The organism is Microterricola gilva, assembly GCF_004217495.1.
Taxonomy (GTDB): Bacteria; Actinomycetota; Actinomycetes; order Actinomycetales; family Microbacteriaceae; genus Microterricola; species Microterricola gilva.
Genome location: NZ_SHLC01000001.1, coordinates 2,801,047 through 2,825,375 on the forward strand (window position 1 = coordinate 2,801,047; position 24,329 = coordinate 2,825,375).

A 24,329-nucleotide genomic window follows, 5' to 3' on the forward strand; every position below is an offset into this window, starting at 1 on the left:
GCGTCCTTCTACTTGTTGTTCTCGAATGCGGCGGCGGCGACGCTCGCGGCGGCGGCACCGGCGGCAGCGGCAGCCGAGGTCTCACCGCCGACGGGGCGCTTGAGGTAGGCAACAAGCCCGCCCTCAGGTCCGGTGACGATCTGCACCAGTTCCCAGCCCTCTGACCCCCAATTGTTGAGGATCGCAGCGGTGTTGTGGATCATCAGCGGAGTCGTGATGTATTCCCAGCGAAGCATGGGGAAGCCTTTCAGAATGGGTCAATGAGGGGCCTCGGGAGGGCTCGCGCATGGCACACGCGGGCCGACCACGGTGGTTTTTCAGCTTTTCGCCTTAGGCTCCACTATATGTCTGAGCAAAAACGTACGGTCGGTGGCGCCCTCGGGGGCTTCCTCGGCTTCGTCGGAATGAGTGCCGTAGCAGGCGTACTCGTTGCCGCAGCAGTGACCCCCGCCATCGCCGTTTCCGGCGTCGCAGCCAACAGCTCGATCAACATGTTCGAGAATCTGCCCGGCTACCTGGCGATCGGCGAGCTGGCACAAAGTTCGAACATCTACGCTGTCAACAACGAAGGAACGCCGGTGCACCTGGCGACCTTCTACGACCAGAACCGCGAGTCCGTGAGCTGGGATCAGGTCTCCCAGATCACCAAGGACGCCGCTATCGCCGGCGAGGACCCCCGCTTCTACGATCACGGAGGCGTCGACCTCAAGGGAACGCTTCGCGCTGCCGCCAGCCAGGTCATTCCCGGCATGTCGACGTCCGGTGGATCCTCGATCACCCAGCAGTACGTGAAGAACGTTCTCCTCGAACAGCTCGTGGCCAAGGCGACGACGCAGGAAGAAGTCGACGCGGCGTGGGAGGAAGCTGCCGGCTTCTCCACCGAGCGCAAGCTGCAGGAGATGCGCTACGCGATCACACTGGAGAAGACCTACTCCAAGGATGAGATCCTGCTCGGCTACCTCAACATCGCCAACTTCGGTGGGCGCGTCTACGGCATCCAGGCGGCAGCGCAGTACTACTTCGGCGTCAACGCAGCCGATCTGAACATCGAGCAGTCTGCGGCCCTGATCGCCATCGTGAACAGCCCTGACGAGTACCGCCTCGACCGACCGGATGACGTCGACAACGGCGCGGCCAACGGCTACGCGGCAACAAAGCTCCGGCGCGACTACATCATCCGCGAGATGCTCGAGCACAACAAGATCACTCAGGAACAGTTCGACGTGGCCTATGCCACGCAGATCACTCCGACCATCAACGAGCCGAAGATCGGATGCCAGTCGGCGGGCGGCGCGGCCTACTTCTGTGACTACGTCACCAAGGTCATCCAAAACAATCCGGCATTCGGCTCCACCGAAGACGAGCGCATGGCGCTGCTGCAGCGCGGCGGCCTCGAAATCTACACCACGCTCGACCTAGACCTGCAGGTGACCGCCGAGAACTCGATCGCCGCCTACGTCCCGCAGGCGGCCGACGGCATCGACGTCGGCGCGGTCGCCGTAACGGTGCAGCCGGGAACCGGCAAGATCCTCGCGATGGCGCAGAACAAGAGTTACAGCCAGGACACCGAGGTTCTCGCTCAGGGTCCCCAGTACTCGGCCGTCAACTACAACACCGACTTTGAGTACGGTGGATCAAGCGGCTTCCAGCCGGGATCAACCTACAAGGTCTTCACCGTCGGCGAATGGCTGAAGGAGGGACACTCCCTCAACGAGAGTATCGACGGCCGCAAGCGTAGCGACTGGGGAACCTTCCGCGACAGCTGCAACGGTGGAACGATCTCCTTCCCCGGCTTCTCGGTGAACAACGACGAGGGCGGCAACGGCGGCACATACACCGCACTGAGTGCGACGCAGAAGTCCGTCAACACCGGCTTCATCGCCATGGCCAAGCAGCTCGACCTCTGCGGAATCAAGAACATGGCAGAGTCCTATGGCGTGCACCGTGCAGACGGAAACCCGCTGGCCTGGGGCGCGAGCGCCGTGCTCGGCACCGAGGAGATCGCCCCGCTGACGATGGCCAACGCCTTCGCCGGTGTCGCGGCCAACGGAATGGTGTGCGAGCCGACCGCCATCGCGAGCATCACTCACGCCGACGGCAGCCCGGTGATGCTCGCCGACGGCAGCGAATTGCAGCTGCCGAACGGAAACTGCTCGCAGAAGGTCGAACCGGCCGTCGCATCCGGCATGGCGTATGCCATGCAGAAGGTGATGTCGGGCGGTACCGGACAAACCTCCAGCGGCCGCGTTGACACCTGGGTCCCGATGATCGGCAAGACGGGAACCTCCGACGACAACGAGGCCACCTGGATGAGCGGCGCGACCACCAAGGCGGCAACCGTCGTCGGCGTGTTCAACGTCTCCGGCCACGTCGACCTGCGCAAGACCTACTTCAACGACACACAGGCGGCAACACTCCGCCACTACATCTGGCCGCAGATCATGTCCGTCGCCAATGCCAAGTTCGGCGGCGACGCCTTTGCTGAGCCCGAGGCCGGGGCGCTGAAGACCGTCTACGTTCCCGTCCCCGACGTGCGCGGCAAGAGCCTGGAAGAGGCGCAGAGCATCCTCGAGGGTGCCGGGTTCGGCTTCGCGGACGGCGGCCCGGCCGACTCCGAGCTTCCGGCCGGTCAGGTCTCCGGAACGACCCCTGCCGGCGAGGCGCCTCGGGGATCGGTAGTCACGGTCAACACGAGCAACGGCCAGATGGTGCTCCTCCCCGACGTCATCGGAAAGAGCTTCGATGACGCCAAGGGTGCGCTCGGCGGATTCTCCGTGAACAAGGCTGAGCAGGCCGTGACCGACAAGAAGCAGGACGGCAAGGTCATCGCCAGCGATCCTGCAGGCGGCACCCCGGTGAAGTCCGGCGCCTCGGTGACTCTGACCGTCGGCAAGTTCGACGACAAGGGCAACGACGGCAAGGGCAACGGATAGTGGCTTCAGGCTCACGCGCGGCGGCCGCGATCACCTCGGTGGTCGCGGCCGCCGGTCTTGCAGCGCTCGCCTGGGGAACCCTGGTCGAGCGGAAGCGCTACACCCTGCGCGAGGTGACCGTTCCGGTGCTGCCGGCCGGCTCGGCACCGCTGCGGGTGCTGCACCTCTCCGATCTGCACATGGCGCCGTGGCAGCGCGACAAGCAGGAGTGGGTGCGCTCCCTCGCCGAGCTCGAACCCGATCTGGTCGTCGACACCGGCGACAACCTCGGCCATGTCGACGGCATCCCAGGAGTCGCGTACGCCCTCGAGCGCTTCCGCGGCATCCCCGGCGTCTTCGTCAACGGTTCCAACGACTACTTCGGGCCCTCCCCCAAGAACCCGTTCCTGTACTTCAGCGGCCCGTCCGGCACACCGCGCACGGTCGCAACGCTCGACATCGACGCGCTGCACCGGGTCTTCGACGATCTCGGCTGGACCGATCTGAACAACAAGGCCGCGGCCATCGACATCCGTGGAACACACCTCGAGTTCTTCGGCGTCGACGACCCGCACCGCGATTTCGATCGACTGGAGCTGATCACCGGCGCCATCGACGAACTGCGCGCTGAGGACCCGCTGCTCGACGAGCAGTGGCCGGACGGCCCGGATACCGCGGCGCCTCGCCCGACTGCCACGATCGGCGTCGTCCACGCCCCGTACCAGCGCGTGCTCAACTCCTTCGTCAACCACGGCGCCCAGCTGATCCTCGCCGGGCACACGCACGGTGGCCAGGTGTGCATTCCAGGGATCGGTGCGCTCGTGACCAACTGCGACATCCCCCGCGACAAGGCGAAGGGGCTGAGCCTCTGGCTGCACGGGCTGCGCTCGGCGTTCCTGAACGTCTCCGCGGGCCTCGGAACGTCGATCTACGCACCCGTTCGCTTCGCCTGCCCACCCGAGGCAACGCTGCTGACGCTCGTCGCCGCACCGTAAGCCGAAATTTCCCGGCCAGGAACGCCCAAGTGGCAATCGGCGGCTGGAATATCCGCTATTCTTATTGAGGTCCTAACGGACTATGGCTCTCGGGTCATCGGGGTATGGCGCAGCTTGGTAGCGCGCGTCGTTCGGGACGACGAGGTCGCAGGTTCAAATCCTGTTACCCCGACAGTGATGTGAGAACATCGAGCAGAGAAAGCCCCTCCTTCGGGAGGGGCTTTCTTCGTACCAGCCCGCGGATGCACCGTGCCCTCTACGCTGGGACGATGCACACAGCAGCGACGCACGCGGCAACGGCGGCTCCGACGGCGGCAGGGCGCCCAGCGGCGCGCGTGCGCGCTCACGGCCACCAGAGCGCCCTACGGATCGTGTTCGCCCTCTACCTCCTGGCGGTGTGCGTGATCGTGTTCGCGCCGCAGCCAGACGCCGAGCGGTTCACCGGCATCGTGGCCGTCATCGCGCGTGCAGCAGAGGCGTGGGGCATCCCGTTCGAGATCGCCTACCCCGTGCTCGAGTTCACAGCGAACATCGCGCTGTTCGTGCCATTCGGACTGCTTGTGCCGCTCATCGCGCCGCTCTGGCATCCGTGGCTCGTGATCGCATCTGGCCTCGCCGTCAGCTGCCTCATCGAGTTCACTCAGACGGCGCTCCCGTCGCGTTTCCCGACGGCATCCGATCTGCTCGCCAACACGCTCGGCACGGCGCTCGGCGTCGCGCTGCTCGCGGTGTTCATGCGGCTACGCTCACGCGCCCGCCACTCAGGCTGAGCTCCTAGACGACCGCGAGCTCGCGTTCGAGCAGCCCCTCGACCACGCCGACCGTGTCACGCCAGCCGTGCACGGCGATGCAGCTGACGCCCATGGCCTTCACCGGGTAGTCGTTGCCGCCCTCGTCGAGCCGGTCGCCGACGAAGATCATCTCGTCGAGCGAAATGCCCGAAGCGTCGACGAGCTTGCGCATGCCGTACGCCTTGTCCACTCCGCGCTTCGTGATGTCGATGGACGTGGAGCCGCCGGAGCGCACCTCGAGATCGGTGAGCTCCGCCGCGACGTCGTCACGCAGCGCGCGCTTCTTGGAGCCGTCCGCGTCCCACGCCGCCTTCGCGTCGACCGGAGCCTGCTGGCCAAGCGCAGAGAAGGTGATCTGCGAGCCGCGATCCTCAAGAATCGGCCCCCAAGTCTGCTCCTCCCAGAAGCCGAGCGCTCGCGCGTTGCGCTCAACGGATTCCAGGGCGCGCGACTTCTCATCGTCGCTCAGCACCTCCGCGTAACGCTGCACCCACTCGCCGTCAGCGAACTGCAGGTACTGGGTGCCACAGGTCGGCATCAGGTGCAGGCGTGACAGGCGACGCTCATCGTCGATGTTGAGCACCGCGAGTACCTGGTTCTGGAACTGGGTGTAGTTGCCTCCGGAGATGATGCACACCTCGACCACGTCGAGCAGTCGCAACAGCACGGCCGCCATCTCGGGGTCGAGGGGCGACTTCGAGGCCGCCAAGGTGTCGTCGAGGTCGAAGGCTACAAGTCTGGTGGTCATGGTGCCTCAAGTTTAGCCGGGACCGAAGGAGCACCGGCCAGCACCTACCGCACGCGACCGTCGCGGTCGACGATGAGCATGCGCGCATCGCCGGCGAGTGGGCTGATCACGATCGTCGCCAGCTCTGTGCGCCCGGCCGGCTGCAGGCGAGCGGTGAGGGTTCCAGAGTCAAGCGTGCGCAGCTCTCTGGCCAGCAGCTCGGCGACGGCGCCCGCGGTTCCCGCCGCCGCGGAGTCGTCGAGCAGGGTCACCTCGACTCCGCGCTCTCTGGCCGCTCGCGCCGCGGCGAGGACGTGCGGCACGGCCAGCGCCCGACCTCGGACGATGTCCCGGAGCGACGCTTCGATCATGAGGCAGTCGCGGCGCTCGGCTGCGCTCAGCTGCTGCCCTCTGGCGACGAGCTCCATCATCGGCCTGGCCATCTCGTCGAGTCTGGCGAGCTGCGCGACACGCTCCTCCTCGGCAGCGAGCGCCGTGGCATCCGCGGCCGCCTCAGCCAGCGCGCGACTGTTGATCGCGCTGATCCGCTTCGCCGTCCGCAGCAGACCGAAGTAGATCGCCGTGCCGACGACAAGGGTCGCTGCATGGCGAACGAGCAGCTCAACGCCGGCCATCGCGCCGAGGCCCCCTGTCACCGCCCAGAGCAGTGTCGCCGCCGCCATGCCCACGTAGCCGAGCCACCCGTAGAGCACCCTGCCGCGGAGGATCAGCATGAACAGCACAGTCGTCACCGCACCGAGGTGCCACGTCAGGTACAACGGCGAGCCCGCGATCGCCGGCTGCGCGCTCAGTACGGTCACCGTCAAGGTGCAGAGCCCGAGGATGCCGACGCACCAGAGGCCCGGTAGTGGGTCCGGTGCCGGCTGCACCACCCAGATCGCGGCGATGCCGAACGGCACGAAGGCCAGGACCGCGACGTCGGTGTGGTTGAGCTCTCCGCCTCCGGGGAAGGCGAGCAGTGCCTGCGCGAGCAGGAACAGCGCGAGGATGATCGCGGCGTGCGGCCCGTGCAGCTTGAGCAGGCTGGAGACGTCGACCGCGCCAGGCACGGCGCGGCCAGCGCCGTCCATCGAACGATCCGTCATCGCCCGGCCCGTCATCGACGCACCCACCCCAACATGACGACGGTGCCGCTGCCCGGCCGCGAATCGATGACGGCGTAGCCGCCTGGCAATTCGTTCATCCGGCCGCGGATGCTGCGGGACACACCCAGCCGTTCCGGCCGCACCTGCGACGGCTCGAATCCGATCCCGTCGTCGCGCACGCCGATGGTGACGGCGTCGTCGCTGGCCCTGACCTCGATGCGGCGCTCAATATGACGCGCGCCGGCGTCGCCAGGCACCGCGGTGCCGACGGGCTCCGCGGGCTCCCCCGCAGCATGCTCGATCGAGTTGCGGACAGCTTCGCCGCACGCGGCGAGCAACGCCTCGGCGGCCGGCGCCGGTACGGTGAGTCGGTCAGACACGAGCGTGACATCAATCGGGATCCGGTACAGCGCGGCGAGCCGACGGAGCCGGCCGAGCAGCAGCTCCGGCGTCACCAGATCGGTCAGGTGCGGCTCTGCGCCGATACGCTCGAGCTGTGCGAGGGTGTCCTCGGCCTGCCGCACCTGATCCGCGCTCAGCCGTTCCGATCGGCCGGCCATGAGCAGGGTCGAGATCACGCCGTCGTGGATCAGACCGTCGAAGCGCGCTCGCTCGCTCTCGCGCGCCTGACGTGCCGCACTGCGCGCCGTGTTCAGGCGCTCCGCCTCCTGCAGGCGGTCGAGGTGCTCGGCGCTCTCCAGCCCGACGAGCACCAGTCCGACGAAGATCGCAGCGAATGAGCTCGCGTACACACCGGTCTGGACGGCGATCAGCAGCGGCTCCTGCCCAGGGGAGCCGGCGAAGGTGACGAGGACGGTGAGCACGCCGACGACGCCGAGATAGCACCACACGAAGAGGCCGCGCATCACAAGGGCCATGCAGACGATCGGCATGGCCGAGATTCCGAGCGGCCACGGCATGCCGTCGTGGTGCGGCCCGCCGTGCACGATCGGCCAGAGCACGAGCACGGCCAACAGTGCGGCGGCCTCGCAGGCCGCGAGAACAGGCAGCACCGGCAACGGCGCCCAACTGCCGACCGCTCCGATCACGATCGGGAGGCCGAGCAGCACGACGAAGCTCAGGATCGCGGCCGGCCCCGGACCTCCTGGGTGTTGCTCGGAGAACGGCCCGATCGCGAGCGCCCCGAAGACGAGCGCCCCGAGACCGACCGCGCCCGCCGTCATCCGCATCAGACGGAGTTGCGTGGGGCCGGGTTTCAGACGCAGATAGTTCTCGCGAAAGGGAACCCGCGGGGCGAGCTCAGTCACCGTCCGGCGCCGCTGATCGACGCGGAGGCGTGCGCGGCCCGGCACTCCGGCCCCCGGGAACCGGCAGGATGCCGTCCTCGAGTGCTCGTTTGTAGAGATCGATCTTGGTGCTCGCCGGTCGGCCGACGCGCTCGTACTTGGAGCGGATGCGGCGGATGTAGTCGATCACCGTCGATTCGGTGACACCGGCCGTCGTCGCGACGAGCGGGGCCTTCGCCCCTGCGGCGTAGAGGGAGAGCACCTGGCGTTCACGCGCGCTCAGGCCGGCATCGGCCAGATCGGGGTCGCCGTCCAACGCTGCCGCCCACTCGGTCGAGGCGACGGGTTCGCCGGACGCGGCCTGGCGCACAGCATCGAGCAACACCGTCGCCGGCTCAGACTTGCGCACGACTCCGAGCACCCCGCTGTGCGCGGCGGAGCGGACCAGCGCCGCATCGTCGCCGCCGGTGAACGCGAGGACGGCCGAGCCTGCCTCGCGCAACAGCCGCACGTTGAGGGCAGGCGTCGAACCGTCGGCAAGTCGCAGATCGAGGATCACGAGGTCGAGAGCAGGCTCGTCCGCACGCGAGAGCTGTTCGAGGAGCTCGTCTACCGTGCCGGCGAGGGCGACGACGGTGATGCCTGGGATGCTGGCGAAGAGATCGGCAAAGCCCCTGGCCACGATGTCGTGGTCGTCTACGAGTGCAACGCGGTAAGTGTTCATGATCCTCACAGCCAAGCTACCCCACGAGTGGAGGATTGCCTCCCCCTCGTTTTCGCAGAATCTGCCCCCAATTCTATGGGCTACCGCAGAATCACCGATCGGGGCACCATAGAAGGCGAGGGGGAACATCCTCACGAAGTTGGCGGCGCGAGACCCGAAATCGGGCCGCACTGAGTGAATGAGGAAGGCCGCACGGAGAACCGTGCGGCCTTTCTCATTCCATCAGGCGTGATCAGACGGCCGCCGGGACGTGGGCGCGACCGTTCAGCATCCCGTGCGATTCCTGCAGGTAGCACGCACCGCAGAGCGACTCGTAGCTGACGGCATCCGTCGCGTCGATGGCGACCTGTGCACCATCGAAGACGTAGCGGTCGCCGATCTTGCGCCCGTTGAACACGGCCTTGCGGCCGCAGCGGCAGATCGTCTTGAGCTCCTCGAGGCTGTGCGCGACTTCGAGCAGGCGGCGGCTGCCCGGGAATGCGACGGTCTGGAAGTCGGTGCGGATGCCGTATGCCAGAACGGGAATGCCCTCGAGGATCGCGATCCGGAGCAGATCATCGACCTGCTCCTCGCTCAGAAACTGGGCCTCGTCGATGAGCAGGCAGCTCACGTCACGATTGGTCGCTGCGAGCACCGCGCGGCGGTGCTCCTGGAAGATCGTGTACGCGTCGGCATCCGGGGGCAGCACGAAGTCGACCACGCGCGTGAAGCCTAGACGCGAGAGGATGCCGAGGTCGCCCTTGGTGTCGACCGCCGGCTTGGCCAACAGGACCGCGTGCCCTCGTTCCTCGTAGTTATACGCGGCCTGCAGGAGCGCGGTGCTCTTGCCGGAGTTCATGGCGCCGTAGCGAAAGTAGAGTTTGGCCATTACTGCAGATACCCGTCCTCAGCGGCTCGCAAAATCAGATCGGCTCGGCGGCTCGCTGGCCGATTCGCCCTGGCGTACTTCTCGCGCACGCGCCTTAAGTATGTCTTGGCCGTCTCGTATTTCACATTCATGAGCCGCGCAACGGCAGCGGTCGTGTTGCCTGCGACGTAGAGCTGCAACGCCTCGAGCTCACCCCTGCTGAGTTTGGGCCTGAGGAACTCCGCCGCCTGCTCCTCGCTCCCTGCCGTCTCCCCCGCGATGGCCGTGGCGCTCGGGACGCGGCCGAGTCCCATCACCTCGCGGGCGATCGAGCGGAACACGTGCATCGATTCCGTCTTGGAGATGAATGCCGCCGCACCGGCATCGAGCGCACGGATTCTCGCCTCAGCCGGGTCGAGCGCGCTCATCACGATGACCGCTGCCCCGGCCGCGCGACAGGTGCGAATGCGCGCTTCGACCGAGACCGGCTCGACCAGTTGGAAGTCCATCAGAACGAGTGCGGTGGGAAAGTTCTCGCTGCGCACGAGGTCGACCCAGCGTTCCGCCCGAACGACGACCTCGAACTCCGGGGCGTTCTCGGCGATCCAGCTGATCATGCTGTCGAGCAGCAACTCATGGTCGTCGAGGATCCCCACCCGAATCGGCAGGTTGAGGCCAGGCGTGTGCGCCGGGCCGTTCTCCGCTCGGTTCATGGTCATAGCTGAATTTTACGCGCAGAACGCCCGTGCCCATTCGGTACGTGACAATCTCGAAGGCGAGCCGTAACACGTTCAGATACGGCCGCAGCATCGTTCGCGCCCGTGACTCTGCCCCGCTGATCTGGATGTCGATGCTGGCGTTCGTGCGCGTCGTGGGGAGGGCCGCATCCGCGTCGAGCCAGATCGTCACCTCGGATGCCCCGATGCGGGCGTTCGTGCTCAGCTCGCTGAGCAGTGCAGCCAGTGCGGTGCGCTGTTCTCCCGTCATCCGGAAGGCGCGGCGCCGCCCGTCGTGGACGGTCAACGTCGGCGGGGAGAAATGCTGCGCCGAGGTGTTCGTCGACGCCGGCGCATGCTCAGCGGATTCCGGCGCATGGGAGCGCAACTGCTCCAGCCAACTGTGGTTCAGCTCGGCCACGAGGCTCCCCCGCACGGCCCGCGCCAGCCGTCGGGAACGCTCGATGTCATCTGCGCTCACGGTGCCGGCCGCGGCAACCCCGGCGAGGAAGGGCAGCACCTCCTCGCTCAGAGCCGCGAGCTGTTCCTGCTGAATCGTGCGGGCGAGGCCGTCATAGACCCCGCCTTCCAGCGCCGCATCCGAACTGGCCACCCCACGCTGCCATGCCATCACGGAGCTGACCAGCTGATTGGCGTATCCGGCACTGGCGAGCCCCAGGCCGAGCACGGGCACGACACCGACGACGGCACGCTCGATCAGCGGAACGTTGGTGACGGCGAAGTATGGGTCCTGCACCGCCGCCAGCAGCCCCGCGATGAGCGCAGCGCACGCGGTGACGGCGACGATCTGCACGGCAGGGCGGTACGGTGCGGCCGCAGCCAGCATGATCCCGACTGCGATGTGCCCGAAATCGTCTTGCAGCATCTGGTTGGCGCCCCATGTGCCGGCGACCTGGGCGATCATCGCGGCGGCCATCAGGCCGATCACGAGGAGGAACGCCCCTGACCCGTAACGGCCGTGGTCCGGCCTGGCGTTGACGACGTGCACGACACCGGATGCCGCGCACAACACGATCGCGACGATCGCCGCCGCCGGACTCGTCACCTGCTCGCCGTGCAGCACCGTCGTGAGGACGGCGAAGGCGGTGAGCGCGACCGCCGCGATCGGGGCAAGCGGCCAGGCCGCGAGCGCCCCGAGCGGGTCGACGCTCTGCTGCGAGATGCGCATGCTCTCTGGCAGACGGATGCCGGTGTGGCGGGGCGCGCGGCTCATCGGCCGTTCTCCGCCCTGACGATGTCGGCGCTCCGTGCCCACGGAACGCTCATCATCACCGACGTGCCGACGCCGGGTCGGCTCCAGATCTCAACCGTGCCACCGTGCGCTTCGATGCGTCCTCGCACCGAGTGCCGCAGCCCGATGCCCTGTGACTGGGCGGCCGTGGCGCCCTCTCCGGACGAGGAGTGCTCAGTCTCGGGCTCGTCAGGGTAGAGGGTGCTCACGTCGAACCCGATGCCGTCGTCGACCACGATCACGGTCAGGTCCTCCGGCGCGACGACGATGCTCACATCGGCCTCGTCGACCCCGGCGTGCCGCAACACGTTGATGAAGCACTGGCCCAGCGCCTGGCCGATGGCCCGGTCGACACCCGGGTCCAGGTCGCGCACGGCAGCCGGGTCCCCCGAGACACGGACGGTCAGCCCGCGTGCCCGTGCATCGTCAACGGCCGTGGCCATCGCGCTGGAATGCCAGGCGGAGGAGTGCGTGGTCGCCGCGAGGGGCGAATCCTGCTCACTCTGCCGCTCCTCCACGAGCCAATCCCGGTCATTCAGCGCGGTGATCTCACGTCCGATCTGCGCGATCAGGCGCTTGTCGAGCGGGCCGGGCCTGCTGTCCGCGATCAGGATCAACTCGCTCAGCGCGGTGTCGTGCAGCTGAGCTGCAGCGCGTAGCTCGAGCTCGCGGCGCAGCTCAAGGGTTCGGTCTTCCCGCGCGGCCAAATGCATGACCGGTTGAGCAAGGCGGGCAGTGCGGCGCGTCAATCCGTCGAAGAGCAGCACGGCCACGAGCAGTACATAGGTGACGAGCGTTGTGACATCCGCGCGCAGATGGGAGTCGGCGAGCACGACAGCGGCAACGGTCGCGAGCTCGGCGATCAGGAAGCCTGCGGTGGTCCACAGAACGCCGAGCAGGGCCCCGGATCCGGCGCCTCCCACCATGATGAGCGCCATCTTGGGCAGCGCGACGATGAAGAGGTTCGATGACGGAAAGCTGGCGGGGCTGCTCAACAAGGTGAAGATGTAGACGAATGTGCAGAAGCCGCCGACGAGCAGGTAACACAGCGACAACGTCACGGTGTGGCGCACGCTCAGCGCGACCAGGAGCGCGCCCATCGGCAGCATCGTCGCTGCCGCGATCAGGAAGCGCGGCTCCGGAAGGTGGACGGAGAGCGCGAGCATCGTGGTGATGGCACCGGCGATGCAGACCATGCCGAACCAGTTCGCGGCGTGGGAGAGAGCACGGCTCATCGTGGCCTCGGCCAAGTGACTCGGCAGTCCTAGCGACACAATGCACCCCCGCTCGGATTATGCCAGCGCGGGCCCGTTTTGTGCCCCGACTGCGCCACTTTGTCCCCCGGATTGGAGTTGCGCGACGCGCAGCGTCGCGGGAGGCGGCAGCCCATGTTCAGGCGATCTCAGGATCCGCCACCGCTGCTGGGGCAGTTTTCGCACATGCCCTGGTTTGGACACGGCCACGGGCGGCCCTACTCAACCAGCGGAGGGGCGGAGCGTGTCGCGCACCTTCGCTCGCGGCCCGCAAAACCCGCGCGGGCCAGGTGTATTCGCCGGGCCCGCGACGAGAATGCGGGCCCCGACACCTGATCCCGCGGGCGGCCTGGTCGACCAGCGGGGCGGGGCCTCGAGCTCAGAACAGCGTCGGCTCCGGCTCCGCCGGCGCAGGCGCGAAGGCAGGGGCCCGCGGAGCGCGCGGCGGTGCAACGCCGCCCGTCGCAGAAGAGGTGGAGCCTCGCTGCAGTCCGTGCGCCCGAATCAGGGGCTCAATGCGATCGGCGAGCCACGCGCGGTACTCCTTCGGCGCGTATGCACCCCGCGCGTAGAGCTGCCGATAGCGCGGCACGAGTTCCGGGTGGGCACCGCCCAACCACTGCATGAACCACTCCCGCACCCCGGGTCGCAGGTACAACGCCGTGTAGACGACGGATGTCGCTCCCGCCGCCTTCGCCCGCCGCATCGCCTCGTCGAGGTGCGCCTGTGTGTCGGTGAGGAACGGCAGGATCGGCATGAGGAAGACCGAGCAGTCCAGGCCTGCCTCGCGCACCGCCGTCACCGTTGCGAGCCGCGCGGCCGTCGTCGGCGTTCCCGGTTCGATCGACTGCTGCAGCTCGTCGTCGTAGATGGCGATCGACATCGCGAGGCTCACGGGCACCGACTTCGCCGCATCCGCGATGCGACCCAGATCGCGGCGGAGCAGCGTTCCCTTCGTGAGAATGCTGAACGGCGTCCGACTCTCGGTCAGCGCGTCAATGATGCCAGGCATCAGGGCGTAGCGCCCTTCCGCCCGCTGATACGGATCGGTGTTGGTGCCGAGTGCCACGGGATGCCGCTGCCAACTCGCCTTGCGCAGCTCGGAGCGCAGCACGTCGGCGACGTTGATCTTGACGACGAGCTGGCGGTCGAAGTCCTCGCCGGTGTTGAGGTCGAGGTAGCTGTGGGTCGGTCGCGCGAAGCAGTAGACGCAGGCATGGGAGCATCCCCGGTACGGGTTGATGGTCCACTCGAACGGCATCGCGCTCTGGCTCGGCACCTTGTTCAGCGCCGATTTCGCCAGCACCTCGTGGAAGGTCATGTCGGCGAACTCAGGCGTGCGCACCGTGCGTACGAGGTTATTGAGCCTCGCAAGCCCGGGCAGGGTCGACGGTTGGTCGACGCCCAGTTCTTGTCCGCTCCACCTCATGCCCCCATTCGAACACATATTCGCATGATTTGCGAATATGTGTTCGAATTCGCCGTGTCTAGGCGGGGATGTTCAGGACGCGCGCGGTCGCCGCGAGCGAGGCGGCGGCAGCGGCTGGATCCTCGGAGAGCTTTGTGCCGTAGCTCGGGATCATCTCGCGGATCTTGGGCTCCCAGCCCTTCATCTGCGCGGGGAAGCAGCGGGCAAGCACATCGAGCATGATCGGTGCCGCGGTCGAGGCTCCCGGCGATGCGCCGAGCAAGCCGGCGATGGTGCCGTCGGCGCCCGTGATGACCTCGGTGCCGAACTGCAGCACGCCGCCCCTCTTGGCGTCCTTCTTCATGACCTGAACACGCTGGCCGGCCGTGATGAGTTCCCAGTCCTCCATCTTGGCCGTCGGCATGAACTCCTGCAGAGCCTTCAGCTTCTTCGTGCGGCCGGCCATGAGCTCACCGACGAGGTACTTGACCAGGTCGAAGTTCTGCCACCCGACGGCGATCATCGGGCCGATGTTGTGCCAGCGGATCGAGAAGGGCAGGTCAAGCCACGTGCTCGTCTTCAGGAACTTGGGCGTGAAGCCTGCGTATGGACCGAAAAGCAGGGAGGTCTCACCGTTGACGACGCGGGTGTCGAGGTGGGGAACCGACATGGGCGGGGCGCCGACGGCGGCCTTGCCGTAGACCTTGGCCTGGTGCTGGGCGACGACCTTGGGGTTGGTGGTGCGCAGGAACTGGCCGGAGATCGGGAAGCCGCCGAAGCCGCGGATCTCGGGGATGCCGCTCTGCTGCAGCAGGGCGAGCGCCCCACCGCCCGCGCCGACGAAGACGAAGCGAGCCTTGACGACGGACGGGGTGTGCCCGACCAGGTGGTTGAGCTTGATCCGCCAGAGGCCGTCCTTCTGGCGCTTCAGGCCGGTGACCTGGTGGTTCAGGTGCACCTCGCCGCCGCGCTTGACGAGGTCGTCGAAGAGGAAGCGGGTGAGCGCGCCGAAGTCGACGTCGGTCCCAGCCTCGATGCGCGTTGCGGCGATCTTCTGCTTCGGGTTGCGCTTCTTGGTGAGGAGCGGGGTCCACTCGCCGATCTTCTCCGCATCGGTGGAGAACTCCATGCCCTGGAACAGCGGCTCATCCTTGAGCGCGTCGAAGCGCTTCTGCAGGTAGTCGATGTTGGCGGCACCGCGCACGAAGGTCATGTGCGGGGCGACGTTGATGAAGTTCTGGGGCTCTGGCAGTGCGCCCTCCTGCACGAGGTGGGCCCACAGCTGCCGGCTGATCTGGAACTGCTCGTTGATCTGCACGGCCTTGCTGGCATCGACGCTGCCATCCGCCGCGGCAGGCATGTAGTTCAACTCACAGAGCGCAGCGTGCCCCGTCCCGGCGTTGTTCCACGGGTTCGAGCTCTCTTGAGCGACCTCTCCGAGACGTTCGTATGCACGAATCGTCCAGTCGGGTTGCAGCTGCTTGATCAAGGCGCCGAGGGTGGCGCTCATAATGCCGCCACCGATGAGAACGACGTCGACAGGTGTCTCAGAATTCACGAATGCCAGTCTACCGGGGCAAATGAGTCGCTCTGACCGTGTGGCATCTGGGCCTCTCTTGAGGTGACCTTTGGGTGCCGCTGAGGCCGGGGACGTAGCGTTATGTGCACGACCCGGGTGCCAGACGATGGTCCCCCCGCCGATACTCCGGCACTCGGGTCGCAGCACTTCCCCCACGCAACAGGGTGCCGCGACTCGACGCCGCCCGCCACGATGGCTCGTGCGGGCGCATCTGCGCGCCCCTCCGCTACGATGCATTAGTGAGCCGCGCGAGCGGTGTTGCTGAGCGGGCGGGGAGGCCAGTTGAGTACGACAGAGAGCCGCATCGCCGTCGTGATCGAAGACGACGCGGACATTCGTCAACTTCTTGCGACAGTTCTGGAGCAAGCCGGCTTCGACACGATTCTCACCGGGAACGGTGTCGACGGCGTGAACGCCGTGCGTGAGCATGATCCCGTCATCACGACGCTGGACGTGAGCATGCCAGGCATCGATGGCTTCGAGACTGCGAAACGCATCAGAGCGTTCAGCTCCACATATCTGATCATGCTCACGGCCCGCGCAGAGGAGATCGACACCCTGCAGGGGCTCGAGGCCGGCGCCGACGACTATGTCACCAAGCCGTTCCGACCCCGTGAACTGCGCGCACGCATCGAGGCCATGCTGCGACGGCCGCGCTCTGGCGGCACGGCGCCGGTGAGCGCTGAGCCAACGCCGTCGGCTGCCGCCGCCGCCGCCGACCCCGCCGACGCCACGGCGCTCGACGCGAACACGCTTCCAGCACACCAGGACTCCGGCGTCGGCGGTGACTGGCACGAGCACCGCGGCCTTCGCCTCAACTCGGCTGAGCGTCGCGTTCGACTCAACGATGACGACCTGGAGTTGACCCGCACGGAGTTCAACCTTCTCGAGGTGCTCCTGCTCTCCGGGCGTCGGGTGCGGAGCAAGACGGAACTCGCGGAGCTGCTGCGGGATGAGGATGCCGCGTTCTATGTCAGCGATGCCGACAAGCGGGCGATCGAGGTGCATCTCGCGAATCTGCGGCGCAAGCTGGGCGACCACCCGACGAGCCCGCGCTGGATCGAGACGGTGCGCGGCGTCGGATACCGACTCACCGCGGACGACAAGGTCTAGGCTTCAGATCGCGCCGGGCGCCGCGATCGCTGCCGCGAGGTGCCTGGGAAGAGCTGATGCCCACCCGCGGCTCCCCGGGAACGGCAAACGCTTCAGGTTCGGGATCAGGAAGCGGCTGCTGGGAGCCAGCGGATGTGGCGTCTTGTGCTACATCAACGATCATGCCCAGCCAACCGCGAGATCTCCTTGGGAATGCGCCCACGAAGCTCAAGATTTGCGCAATTTTTCGGCTGAACTCTGGCGCCGCCACCCCGAATGGGGCACTCAGGCCTCGAGCAGCCCGTCCTCACTCGCACGCTGCACCAGGTCGAGCCGATTCGAGGCACGGCGGCCCTGCGCCTCGTAATAGTCCCGAACTCTCGCGAGGTGGTCGCGTACTCGGTCGAAGCGCACGTTCATCCTGAGGGCGATGTCGATCGGGCTGTTGCCGACCGCGTAGAGCCGCACGACTTCGATGTCGTCCTCGCTCAGCCCGATTGGCGAGGCCGCCTGCGCCCCGGCGGAACGAGCCGACTCCCTGACCACCTCACCGGAATCATCGTCGTGGACGAGCCCGCGCGCAGCCAGCGATGCGCGGCCATGACCGACCGGGACCAGCTCACCGGTCCACGACTCGCGGCCGAGCACGACAGCGTCGACCACGGCGGCCCTGGCGTCCTCGATCGAGTTACTCCTGCCGAGCACGCTCGCCGCCCCCGTTCCACGGAGCCTGGCGAGCGTCATCTCGTCATCGAAGTCGCCCCACGCCACGACCGCCGCACCGTCTGAGCGTGCCTCCGCGATCACCTCGACCAACGACGAGGTCGGCAGACTCTGCAGGTCGAGAAGGTACACCTGCGGCTTGGCCCCGCGCTGCGCACGTGCTTCCTCCCACGATCGGGCCCGCGCGACAACCTCAATTTCGGGGGCGTTGGCGTCGAGCCAACCGCTGAGTCCTTCGAGGGCGGCGACGTAGCCATGCACGAGCGCCAGACGAATCACTGTGACCGGCGTCGAGACGGCAGCAGACTGCGTGCCTGGCATCGCGCCTCCTCTCTGAACAGTCACCGTCGCCCGAGATTCTGTTCCCTCTGTCGTACGACGGGGAGCAGACGGGGAAACCGCGTGACGGGCAGTCTATTCCGCGAAGCTGACCTCGTGGGGCCGCGTGCCCGCACGACGCGGGCCAGTGGCGAACTATCGTGGCCCAACTCTCCGGCGCCGGTCCCCCTTGCTCCGCAGATCGCGGTTGAGCCTGCGGTCACCGTGATAGAGAATCGACGACCAGTCGACCGGTTTGTTCGGGTCGACCACAACGGAAGCCCCGGCCGGAGCCTTCTTCTTGTCGACGTACAACCAGTTGAGGATGCCGAGCCAGACATCGACGATGGAGTTGCGCACACCGATGTACATCCACGTCGCGTAGGCCGCGAGTATGGCGTTGAATGCCGCAAAAACGGCGTTCCCCCAGTTCTGGGCATAGAAGTCCCGGGCAAAGGTGAGCACCGAGAACGCGATGATCAGATACGGCACGACGATGTACAGAACGGGGACCGCCGTGCGGTCCTTCACCTTCGGCGTCCGGACGAACGGGATCTTCTCGCCCGTGATCGCCTGCTGCATCGACTTCAGCACCCCGGCGAGGTTCACCGGCAGCAGGATCAGATTGAAGCCGTAGATGCGGAAGATGTCGCTGAAGCGGTGCCCACAATCCCGGAGGTCGCTGCCCATTGCGAGGAAGTACGGCAGGGCGGCCAGGAAGACCACGGGTGAGAGCAGGCGGCTGTCATAGGGGTACGCCAGCAGGAAGAGCAGACCGAAACTCGCCCATGCGATCGACGCCATGTAGTTCACGCGCAGCCACATCTCACGCACGAGGATGCGTTCACGCCGGAAACGGCGCTCGCGAACCTGGTCCCACAGCTTCGGCAGGATCAACAGACCGCCGTTCGCCCACCGGCGGCGCTGCACGACGAGCGACCCGAAGTCGGGCGGGGTCGCCGAGTAGCTCAGGCGTTCCGGGTAGTTCATCAGGGTCCAGCCGTGCGTGCCCAGGTCGATGCTGGACTCCGTGTCTTCGATGACCGTTCGATCCTGGATGTACGTCGCGATCTCGAATCCGCCGACGCTTTCAATCTCGACGATGTCTTCGACGGCCTTCTTACGGATGACGGCGTTCGCCCCGACCCAAAAGGTCGCACCGTAGTAACTCATGCCCTGGTGAAGGATGTGCTGGAGGTCGGTCGTGGCACCGGCGATGCGCTCGATGCGCGTCGGCGCACCGCGGAACGACGAGTACGGCGTCTGCGTCACCGCGATGCGCTCATTGCCCGGTTCCTCGAGGAAATAGACGAGCCGCAGGCAGTAGTCGCGCAGCAGCAGCGAGTCCGCGTCCAGCGTGAGCAGGTATGGGCTGTCCGGCACGACGAGGTCGGCGTCGGCCGGGTCATCCACCGGACGCAAAATGACGCCGCCTGCGGTCTGTTCCTCACGCCAGTCGCGCCCCATGAGCGAGATGTAGGAGTTGAGGTTCATCGCCTTGTTCGCCTCGTGAGACAGAGACGCGTAGCTCTTGCGTTGGAAGCTCGAGAGCGAGGCGGTGAACGTGCGCTCGAGGCGGATGCGCAGCTCGAGCACCCGGTCGACGTCCGGGTAGGAGTACTGATCGAGCGACGCGCGCAGTGCGAGCAGATTCAGTCGGAGCTCCGACGCCAGCCCCATCAGCACCTGGTCGATGAAGAACTCATCGACGTGGTCTTCCATCGGCTCGTTCTCGGCCATGTCCTCGAGCCAGATCGCGGCGGCCTCGTAGTCGGCGGCGAGTTCCTCCACGTGGCGGCGTTCGATCGTGGTCCCGTCCGCCCGTTCGGCGGCGAACTCCGCCCTGGCTCCGGCGAAGCGCGAACGCGGCCCCTCCAACGCCTCCTCGATCTCACCGGGGAGCATCAATGTCGCTTCGAGCCTCGCCCGTGCTGCCGGATCGCTCTGCACGGGTGCGTCGTCAACCAGCAGCACGACGCGGACGTTCGGGAACTCCTGCAACGCAGCCGACCAGAGCGTTCCACGCACGACGGCGGGCTCCTCAGCGTATGACGGCACGAGAACGGTCACCGCGCTGTCGTAGTCGCGGAAGTGCCTGTCGAGTTCGGCTCTCGGCACACGGACGTGGTCGCGGAAGCGATACAGCGCCCCCTGCCTGGCGAGCAGATACATCAGAGCGGAGAACGTCAGGAACGAAACGACGATGAGATACCCGATCGCTTCCATCGTGAAGCGGAATCCACCGCTGCTCTCGATGAACTGCCGGAAGATCGTCGTGACGACGTAGACCAGCCAGAAGACAATCGTCGCGACGATCGCAATGCGGCCCCAGGTGATTTTTCGCACACTGGGGCTGGGGTGCATGATCGACAGCGGTTCGGAGCGTCGCTCAGATCCCCACTGTCTTTTCCGCGTGCGTGTCTGTTCCTCTTGAATTGCCATTACCCCGGTCATTCCCGCCGTTTATGACGCCACCAACTTTTGTAGGATAAGGCAACGGCCGGCATGCCCAACGTCGACAGTGTGCGAGCATGGGCACAACTCACACCGGTTTCAGCGTGCGCGTGCACTGTGCAGCCCCCACCCCCGCCACCCTACTTGCGAGGTTTTGTGTCTAGGCGTTTCCCCAACCGGCGACTCTCCCCTGTGCGCCTGACGGTGCTCATCGCGATCGTCGTCGGCCTTGTAATGGCTGGATTTCAGGGCTGGAAGTGGTTCGAGAACGAGACATCACAGACTCGCGAGGCCTGGTTCGCCGGCTACGTCGACGTTACAGCGACGCCGCAATTCGCCTTCGAAAGCCCGCGGGCCGACTCGGACAAGAACGTGGTTCTCTCGTTCATCGTCGCGTCGCCGGAGGATCCGTGCACCCCGACTTGGGGTGGTGCGTACACACTCGATGCGGCCGGAACCGAGCTGGACCTCGATCGGCGCCTCGCGCGACTCGAACAGCGCGGCGGCGAAGCAATGGTCTCGTTCGGCGGCCTCCTCAACGACGAGCTCGCCGTCGCATGCACAAGTGAATCCGAGCTGAAGAAGGCCTATGCCGCCGTCATCGACCGCTACGGCGTTCAGGCGATCGACCTCGACATCGAGGGAGACGCGCTGGCGAACTCGGCGGCCAACACTCGTCGGGCGAGCGTGATCGCCGAACTGCAGTCCGAGAGAGCCGAGTCCGGTTCGCCGCTGGCCGTCTGGCTCACGCTCCCCGTCACACCGGACGGCCTCTCCGTTGCCGGCACCGATGCCATCGCGGAGACGCTGGACGCCGGCCTGGAGCTGACCGGCATCAATGTGATGACCATGGACTACGGGCAGAGCAAGGCCGAGGATCAGACGATGGGCGATGCCGCGGTGTCCGCGCTGACGGCGAGCCACAGACAGCTCCGCATCCTCTACGACCGCACCGGCATCGAGCTGACGGATGCCACACTGTGGGCGAAGATCGGCGCGACGCCGATGATCGGCCAGAACGACGTGCGCGACGAGATCTTCACCTTCGACGACGCGGAGCAGCTCAACACCTTCGCGCACGACTCTCACCTCGGCAGGGTGTCGATGTGGTCGTCGAACCGCGACGCGACGTGCGGGCCGAACTACGACGACCTCTCGCGCGTCTCGGACGCGTGCAGCGGCATCGCCCAGGGTGAGTCGAGCTTCTCCGCCATCCTCGGTGCCGATTTCACCGGAACACCGAACTCGGGAGCGGGGATCACGACGACGATCGAGCCGATTCCCGAGAAGGATCTGAGCGACGACCCCGCGACGAGTCCATACCCGATCTGGTCGCCCGATGCCTCGTACCGCGAGGGCACGAAGGTCGTGTGGCACCACAACGTGTATCAGGCGAAGTGGTGGACGAAGGGCGACGTGCCAGACAACCCCGTGCTGCAGTCGTTCGAGACGCCGTGGACGTTGATCGGCCCGGTGCTCCCCGGCGAGACCCCGATTCCGATCCCGACGCTGGAAGCGGGAACCTTTCCAGACTGGTCAGGGAGCACAACGTATGAGAAGGGTGATCGTGTGCTCTTCGACGGCCTGCCGTATGAAGCGAAGTGGTGGACGCAGGGAGACAGCCCGCAAGCCGCGGAGACCGAGCCGGACAGCTCTCCCTGGATGGCGCTCAACGCCGAGGACGTGATCGCAGAGAGCACGACGGGCGCTGGTCACTGAGCAGGCACCGGCCACCCCGTGACCGCACGCAGCTGCGCGGACCTCGGAACGCCGCAGAGGTCATGGTGTGATCGGTCTAGGCCTGGTTGCGCGCAGCAAGTGGCGCCTCGACAGGCTCCGCGTCGGGCAGAACGGCAAGCGTCCCGTGCATGAGCAGTCGCTTGGCCGTCGCCTCATATGAGGCAGGAACGCCGTAGTAGAAGCCCTGAGCGCTGCGAACGCCGACGCTCTGCAGCCGCAACGCTGTAACGGGGCTCTCGACGCCCTCGACGACGAGGGCGTAGTCCAGGGTGTCGCCGAAACCCTGCAGCGCCCGGAGCACCTCCAGCTGCCTGATATCACCGAGATCATCGATCAGTGATCGGTCGATCTTCAGAATGTCCATGGGCATGCGCACCAGGGCGCCGACCGACGAGTTCTCGGATCCGTAGTCGTCGAGCGCGATCATGATGCCGAGATCGCGCAGGTGGTCAGCCTGCGTGCGCAGCTCGTCACTCACAACGCTGAGCGATCGCTCGTTGAGCTCCAGGCAGAGACTGACCTCCGGGAAGAGCTCCGGCAGTGTCTCGAGGAACGGTCCCAGTTGCGATGAGAGGATCTGTTTGGCCTCAACGTTGACCGTGACGCAGTTGACCCGAGAGTCGATATCGGCGAACTGTCTCGCCGCGCGAAGTGACTTGAGGATCACCTGCTCGGTGAGCTGGTTGAGAAGACCGAGCCGCTTCGCCTTCTCGATCAAGGAGGCGGGCGAGATCGGGCCGATCTCGGGGTCGGTATAGCGCACGAGCGCCTCGAATGCCCAGATCCGGCTCTCGACGATGCTGACGATGGGTTGGAAGTACACGGTCAGTTCGTCGTTCTCGACGGCTCTCACGACGCTGTCGTTCACCTGAGACGAGCGGTGGGCCGAGATGCTCACGCTGCCACCGTTACCTGCAGCGCCCTGCTTACGCGACTTCTTCGCGGCGAGCATGGTGCGGTCCGCGTCTTCGACGAGACGGCTCAGATCGGTCTCGCGGTGGGCGGAATACGCCAAACCGACGCTGATGCTCGGCTTGAGGCTTGTCTCGCCGAACTGCAGACGGGCACCGCAGTTGTCCACGATCCGGTCCGCGACCATCTTGGCCTGGTGCAGACTGCTCAACCCTGTGAGCACGACGACGAACTCGTCTCCGCCCACGCGAGCAACGACATCCGCTGGGCGCACGGTGTTCACAAGGCGCTGGGCAACCTCCTTGAGCGCGAAGTCGCCCGCGGCGTGGCCGTTTCGATCGTTGAGCTTCTTGAAATTGTCGAGATCGATAAACAGCACGGCAATGGCCTCGCCATAGCCGCGGTTGTCGTTGATCGATTTCAGCGCGTCCTGGAATGACCCGTAGTTCGGCAGACCGGTCAGGCTGTCGGTGTTCGCGCGCAACCGCAGCCCCTCGACGCTCTCCTTGACCCGGGAAACCTCACTGCCGATGTGGGCGAGCGCGTCGACGACGCGCTGATCTCCGTCGGTGAATGCCGTCGCGGCCGGCGATCGGCGAACGACGAGATACTGTTCCTCGTCGGCAGCAATCGAGATCGGGGCACCGATCTCCGAGTAGCCGGGAGGCGTAGCTCGGATCTCGGTCGCCTCAGCATTGGCAGCATCCTGGGCGAAGCCGCGCACGAGCGTCTCCACCTGCCCCTTCTCCTCCCACGGCAGCGCGAGCGAGGCCTCGACGAGACTCTCGAGGCGCCGCACGACGTTGCTGAGGTTGTCCTTGACCGCGAGAAGCACGAGCACCAGCGAACAGCCCATGATCAACAGCACCGTGATCACGGCCTGCGGGTTGGAGAAGTGCGTCTCGACGAGGAGCTGTTTCGCCGTGTGCAGCACGGCGGAGATCCCGGTGAGCAGCAGCCAGACACGGACCACTTTCACCGCGCTGAGTGAGGAGATCCCAAACGTGCCGTCGCTGTTCCACCGACCACGCTGCCGGCTGAACTCCACCATCAGCACGATGAGGAGGTAGCCGCCAGAGGCGAGCAGGTACCCCAACAGTCCGAGACCGATGTCACTGAACGCCCGGTAGATGAGCACGTAGGCCATCGCGCCGAGCGAGGCGACTCCACTCGCGTAGATGGAGATGACCGGCCTGCGCAACAGATACAGATAGGAGAAGTAGATTCCGATCGTGTAGAGGCCGATCATGAGCATCGGCCGTTGCATCAGGTCGGACGCGGAGAGAATGGCGATGGCCAACCCCGGCAGCGGCACTCCGGCCTGTCGGGAGATCGGCAGGCGGAAGATCCCGGCGGCGGCGAATCCGGCGACGGCGAACAGGGCCAACAGCCACGAACCGAGCGGCAGGGTCGTCAGAGTCGCCAGTGCGATCGCGACCATCGCGAGCGCGAAGATCGTTGCCGGCACGAGAAAGATGGCATCCCACGGGGTGACAATTCGCGCTGGCTTCACAGCACAACACTAGAGCCACG

Annotated in this window: 19 protein-coding genes and 1 tRNA gene; 6 read left to right on the top strand and 14 right to left on the bottom strand. The window is 66.3% G+C overall.

The window, feature by feature from the left end; all coding sequences use genetic code 11:
* Positions 1 to 8: 8 nt before the first annotated feature.
* Positions 9 to 236, bottom strand: a complete 228-nt coding sequence (gene sp36 / locus EV379_RS13035; RefSeq protein ID WP_130506512.1) for a Sp36 family protein — start codon at positions 234 to 236, stop codon at positions 9 to 11.
* Between the two features lie 108 nt (positions 237 to 344).
* Between sp36 and EV379_RS13040 the strand changes: the two genes are divergently transcribed.
* The 4 genes from EV379_RS13040 (at position 345) to EV379_RS13055 (ending at position 4,677) form a co-directional block, all read left to right on the top strand.
* Entirely contained in the window at positions 345 to 2,933 is a 2,589-nt protein-coding gene (locus tag EV379_RS13040) for a transglycosylase domain-containing protein (protein ID WP_130506513.1), read from the top strand.
* Positions 2,933 to 3,907: a metallophosphoesterase gene (locus EV379_RS13045; RefSeq protein ID WP_130506514.1), complete on the top strand. Its 975-nt coding sequence runs from the start codon at positions 2,933 to 2,935 to the stop codon at positions 3,905 to 3,907. The genes EV379_RS13040 and EV379_RS13045 overlap by 1 nt, the downstream gene beginning before the upstream one ends.
* Positions 3,908 to 4,005: 98 nt before the next feature.
* Positions 4,006 to 4,079: transfer RNA gene (locus EV379_RS13050), tRNA-Pro, on the top strand.
* Positions 4,080 to 4,176: 97 nt separating this feature from the next.
* Positions 4,177 to 4,677 carry a VanZ family protein gene (locus tag EV379_RS13055; protein ID WP_165397364.1) on the top strand — a complete coding sequence of 167 codons (501 nt, stop codon included), beginning with the start codon at positions 4,177 to 4,179 and terminating at the stop codon, positions 4,675 to 4,677.
* Between the two features lie 4 nt (positions 4,678 to 4,681).
* Here the strand turns inward: EV379_RS13055 and EV379_RS13060 are convergent, their stop codons facing one another.
* The 10 genes from EV379_RS13060 to EV379_RS13105 all read right to left on the bottom strand — a co-directional run bounded on the left by EV379_RS13060 (position 4,682) and on the right by EV379_RS13105 (position 15,536).
* A complete protein-coding gene (locus tag EV379_RS13060; RefSeq protein ID WP_130506516.1) occupies positions 4,682 to 5,446 on the bottom strand; it encodes an HAD-IIB family hydrolase in 765 nt (254 codons plus the stop codon).
* A gap of 44 nt (positions 5,447 to 5,490) precedes the next feature.
* Positions 5,491 to 6,531: a hypothetical protein gene (locus tag EV379_RS13065; protein WP_130506517.1), complete on the bottom strand. Its 1,041-nt coding sequence runs from the start codon at positions 6,529 to 6,531 to the stop codon at positions 5,491 to 5,493.
* Between the two features lie 11 nt (positions 6,532 to 6,542).
* A complete protein-coding gene (locus tag EV379_RS13070; protein WP_130506518.1) occupies positions 6,543 to 7,799 on the bottom strand; it encodes a sensor histidine kinase in 1,257 nt (418 codons plus the stop codon).
* Complete coding sequence (locus tag EV379_RS13075; RefSeq protein WP_130506519.1) at positions 7,792 to 8,502, bottom strand: response regulator transcription factor; 711 nt, start codon at positions 8,500 to 8,502, stop codon at positions 7,792 to 7,794. The genes EV379_RS13070 and EV379_RS13075 overlap by 8 nt, the downstream gene beginning before the upstream one ends.
* A gap of 232 nt (positions 8,503 to 8,734) precedes the next feature.
* Entirely contained in the window at positions 8,735 to 9,370 is a 636-nt protein-coding gene (locus EV379_RS13080) for a thymidine kinase (protein WP_130506520.1), read from the bottom strand.
* Positions 9,370 to 10,068 carry a DNA-binding response regulator gene (locus EV379_RS13085; RefSeq protein ID WP_242616373.1) on the bottom strand — a complete coding sequence of 233 codons (699 nt, stop codon included), beginning with the start codon at positions 10,066 to 10,068 and terminating at the stop codon, positions 9,370 to 9,372. The genes EV379_RS13080 and EV379_RS13085 overlap by 1 nt, the downstream gene beginning before the upstream one ends.
* Positions 9,983 to 11,299 carry a hypothetical protein gene (locus EV379_RS13090; RefSeq protein ID WP_130506521.1) on the bottom strand — a complete coding sequence of 439 codons (1,317 nt, stop codon included), beginning with the start codon at positions 11,297 to 11,299 and terminating at the stop codon, positions 9,983 to 9,985. The genes EV379_RS13085 and EV379_RS13090 overlap by 86 nt, the downstream gene beginning before the upstream one ends.
* Positions 11,296 to 12,552 (bottom strand): sensor histidine kinase, encoded by a 1,257-nt coding sequence (locus EV379_RS13095; protein ID WP_130506522.1) that lies wholly within the window; start codon positions 12,550 to 12,552, stop codon positions 11,296 to 11,298. Before EV379_RS13095 ends, EV379_RS13090 begins: the two co-directional genes overlap by 4 nt.
* Positions 12,553 to 12,949: 397 nt before the next feature.
* Positions 12,950 to 13,999: an Rv2578c family radical SAM protein gene (locus EV379_RS13100; RefSeq protein ID WP_130506523.1), complete on the bottom strand. Its 1,050-nt coding sequence runs from the start codon at positions 13,997 to 13,999 to the stop codon at positions 12,950 to 12,952.
* A 58-nt stretch (positions 14,000 to 14,057) separates the two neighbouring features.
* Positions 14,058 to 15,536: a malate:quinone oxidoreductase gene (locus EV379_RS13105; RefSeq protein ID WP_278044037.1), complete on the bottom strand. Its 1,479-nt coding sequence runs from the start codon at positions 15,534 to 15,536 to the stop codon at positions 14,058 to 14,060.
* A 303-nt stretch (positions 15,537 to 15,839) separates the two neighbouring features.
* On the opposite strand from EV379_RS13105, the gene EV379_RS13110 reads away from it, so the two are divergent.
* Positions 15,840 to 16,670, top strand: coding sequence for a response regulator transcription factor (locus tag EV379_RS13110; RefSeq protein WP_130506525.1), 831 nt, complete (start codon positions 15,840 to 15,842; stop codon positions 16,668 to 16,670).
* 264 nt (positions 16,671 to 16,934) lie between these two features.
* Here the strand turns inward: EV379_RS13110 and EV379_RS13115 are convergent, their stop codons facing one another.
* Together EV379_RS13115 and EV379_RS13120 are read right to left on the bottom strand one after the other, a co-directional pair.
* Positions 16,935 to 17,693 (bottom strand): helix-turn-helix domain-containing protein, encoded by a 759-nt coding sequence (locus tag EV379_RS13115; RefSeq protein ID WP_130506526.1) that lies wholly within the window; start codon positions 17,691 to 17,693, stop codon positions 16,935 to 16,937.
* 153 nt (positions 17,694 to 17,846) lie between these two features.
* Complete coding sequence (locus EV379_RS13120; RefSeq protein ID WP_242616374.1) at positions 17,847 to 20,054, bottom strand: glycosyltransferase family 2 protein; 2,208 nt, start codon at positions 20,052 to 20,054, stop codon at positions 17,847 to 17,849.
* Positions 20,055 to 20,300: 246 nt separating this feature from the next.
* Between EV379_RS13120 and EV379_RS17520 the strand changes: the two genes are divergently transcribed.
* Complete coding sequence (locus EV379_RS17520; protein ID WP_165397365.1) at positions 20,301 to 21,863, top strand: chitinase; 1,563 nt, start codon at positions 20,301 to 20,303, stop codon at positions 21,861 to 21,863.
* Positions 21,864 to 21,939: 76 nt separating this feature from the next.
* On the opposite strand, the gene EV379_RS13130 is transcribed toward EV379_RS17520, so the two are convergent.
* Positions 21,940 to 24,309, bottom strand: a complete 2,370-nt coding sequence (locus EV379_RS13130) for a putative bifunctional diguanylate cyclase/phosphodiesterase (RefSeq protein WP_130506529.1) — start codon at positions 24,307 to 24,309, stop codon at positions 21,940 to 21,942.
* Between the last annotated feature and the right edge of the window lie 20 nt (positions 24,310 to 24,329).

Coding starts and splice junctions, on each gene's coding strand:
- EV379_RS13080 (WP_130506520.1), bottom strand. CDS start 9,370: ATGGCCAAACTCTACTTTCGCTACGGCGCCATGAACTCCGGCAAGAGC.
- EV379_RS13065 (WP_130506517.1), bottom strand. CDS start 6,531: ATGACGGATCGTTCGATGGACGGCGCTGGCCGCGCCGTGCCTGGCGCG.
- EV379_RS13085 (WP_242616373.1), bottom strand. CDS start 10,068: ATGACCATGAACCGAGCGGAGAACGGCCCGGCGCACACGCCTGGCCTC.
- EV379_RS13090 (WP_130506521.1), bottom strand. CDS start 11,299: ATGAGCCGCGCGCCCCGCCACACCGGCATCCGTCTGCCAGAGAGCATG.
- EV379_RS13055 (WP_165397364.1), top strand. CDS start 4,177: ATGCACACAGCAGCGACGCACGCGGCAACGGCGGCTCCGACGGCGGCA.
- EV379_RS13040 (WP_130506513.1), top strand. CDS start 345: ATGTCTGAGCAAAAACGTACGGTCGGTGGCGCCCTCGGGGGCTTCCTC.
- sp36 (WP_130506512.1), bottom strand. CDS start 236: ATGCTTCGCTGGGAATACATCACGACTCCGCTGATGATCCACAACACC.
- EV379_RS13100 (WP_130506523.1), bottom strand. CDS start 13,999: ATGAGGTGGAGCGGACAAGAACTGGGCGTCGACCAACCGTCGACCCTG.
- EV379_RS13115 (WP_130506526.1), bottom strand. CDS start 17,693: ATGCCAGGCACGCAGTCTGCTGCCGTCTCGACGCCGGTCACAGTGATT.
- EV379_RS13075 (WP_130506519.1), bottom strand. CDS start 8,502: ATGAACACTTACCGCGTTGCACTCGTAGACGACCACGACATCGTGGCC.
- EV379_RS13060 (WP_130506516.1), bottom strand. CDS start 5,446: ATGACCACCAGACTTGTAGCCTTCGACCTCGACGACACCTTGGCGGCC.
- EV379_RS13120 (WP_242616374.1), bottom strand. CDS start 20,054: ATGCACCCCAGCCCCAGTGTGCGAAAAATCACCTGGGGCCGCATTGCG.
- EV379_RS13095 (WP_130506522.1), bottom strand. CDS start 12,552: ATGAGCCGTGCTCTCTCCCACGCCGCGAACTGGTTCGGCATGGTCTGC.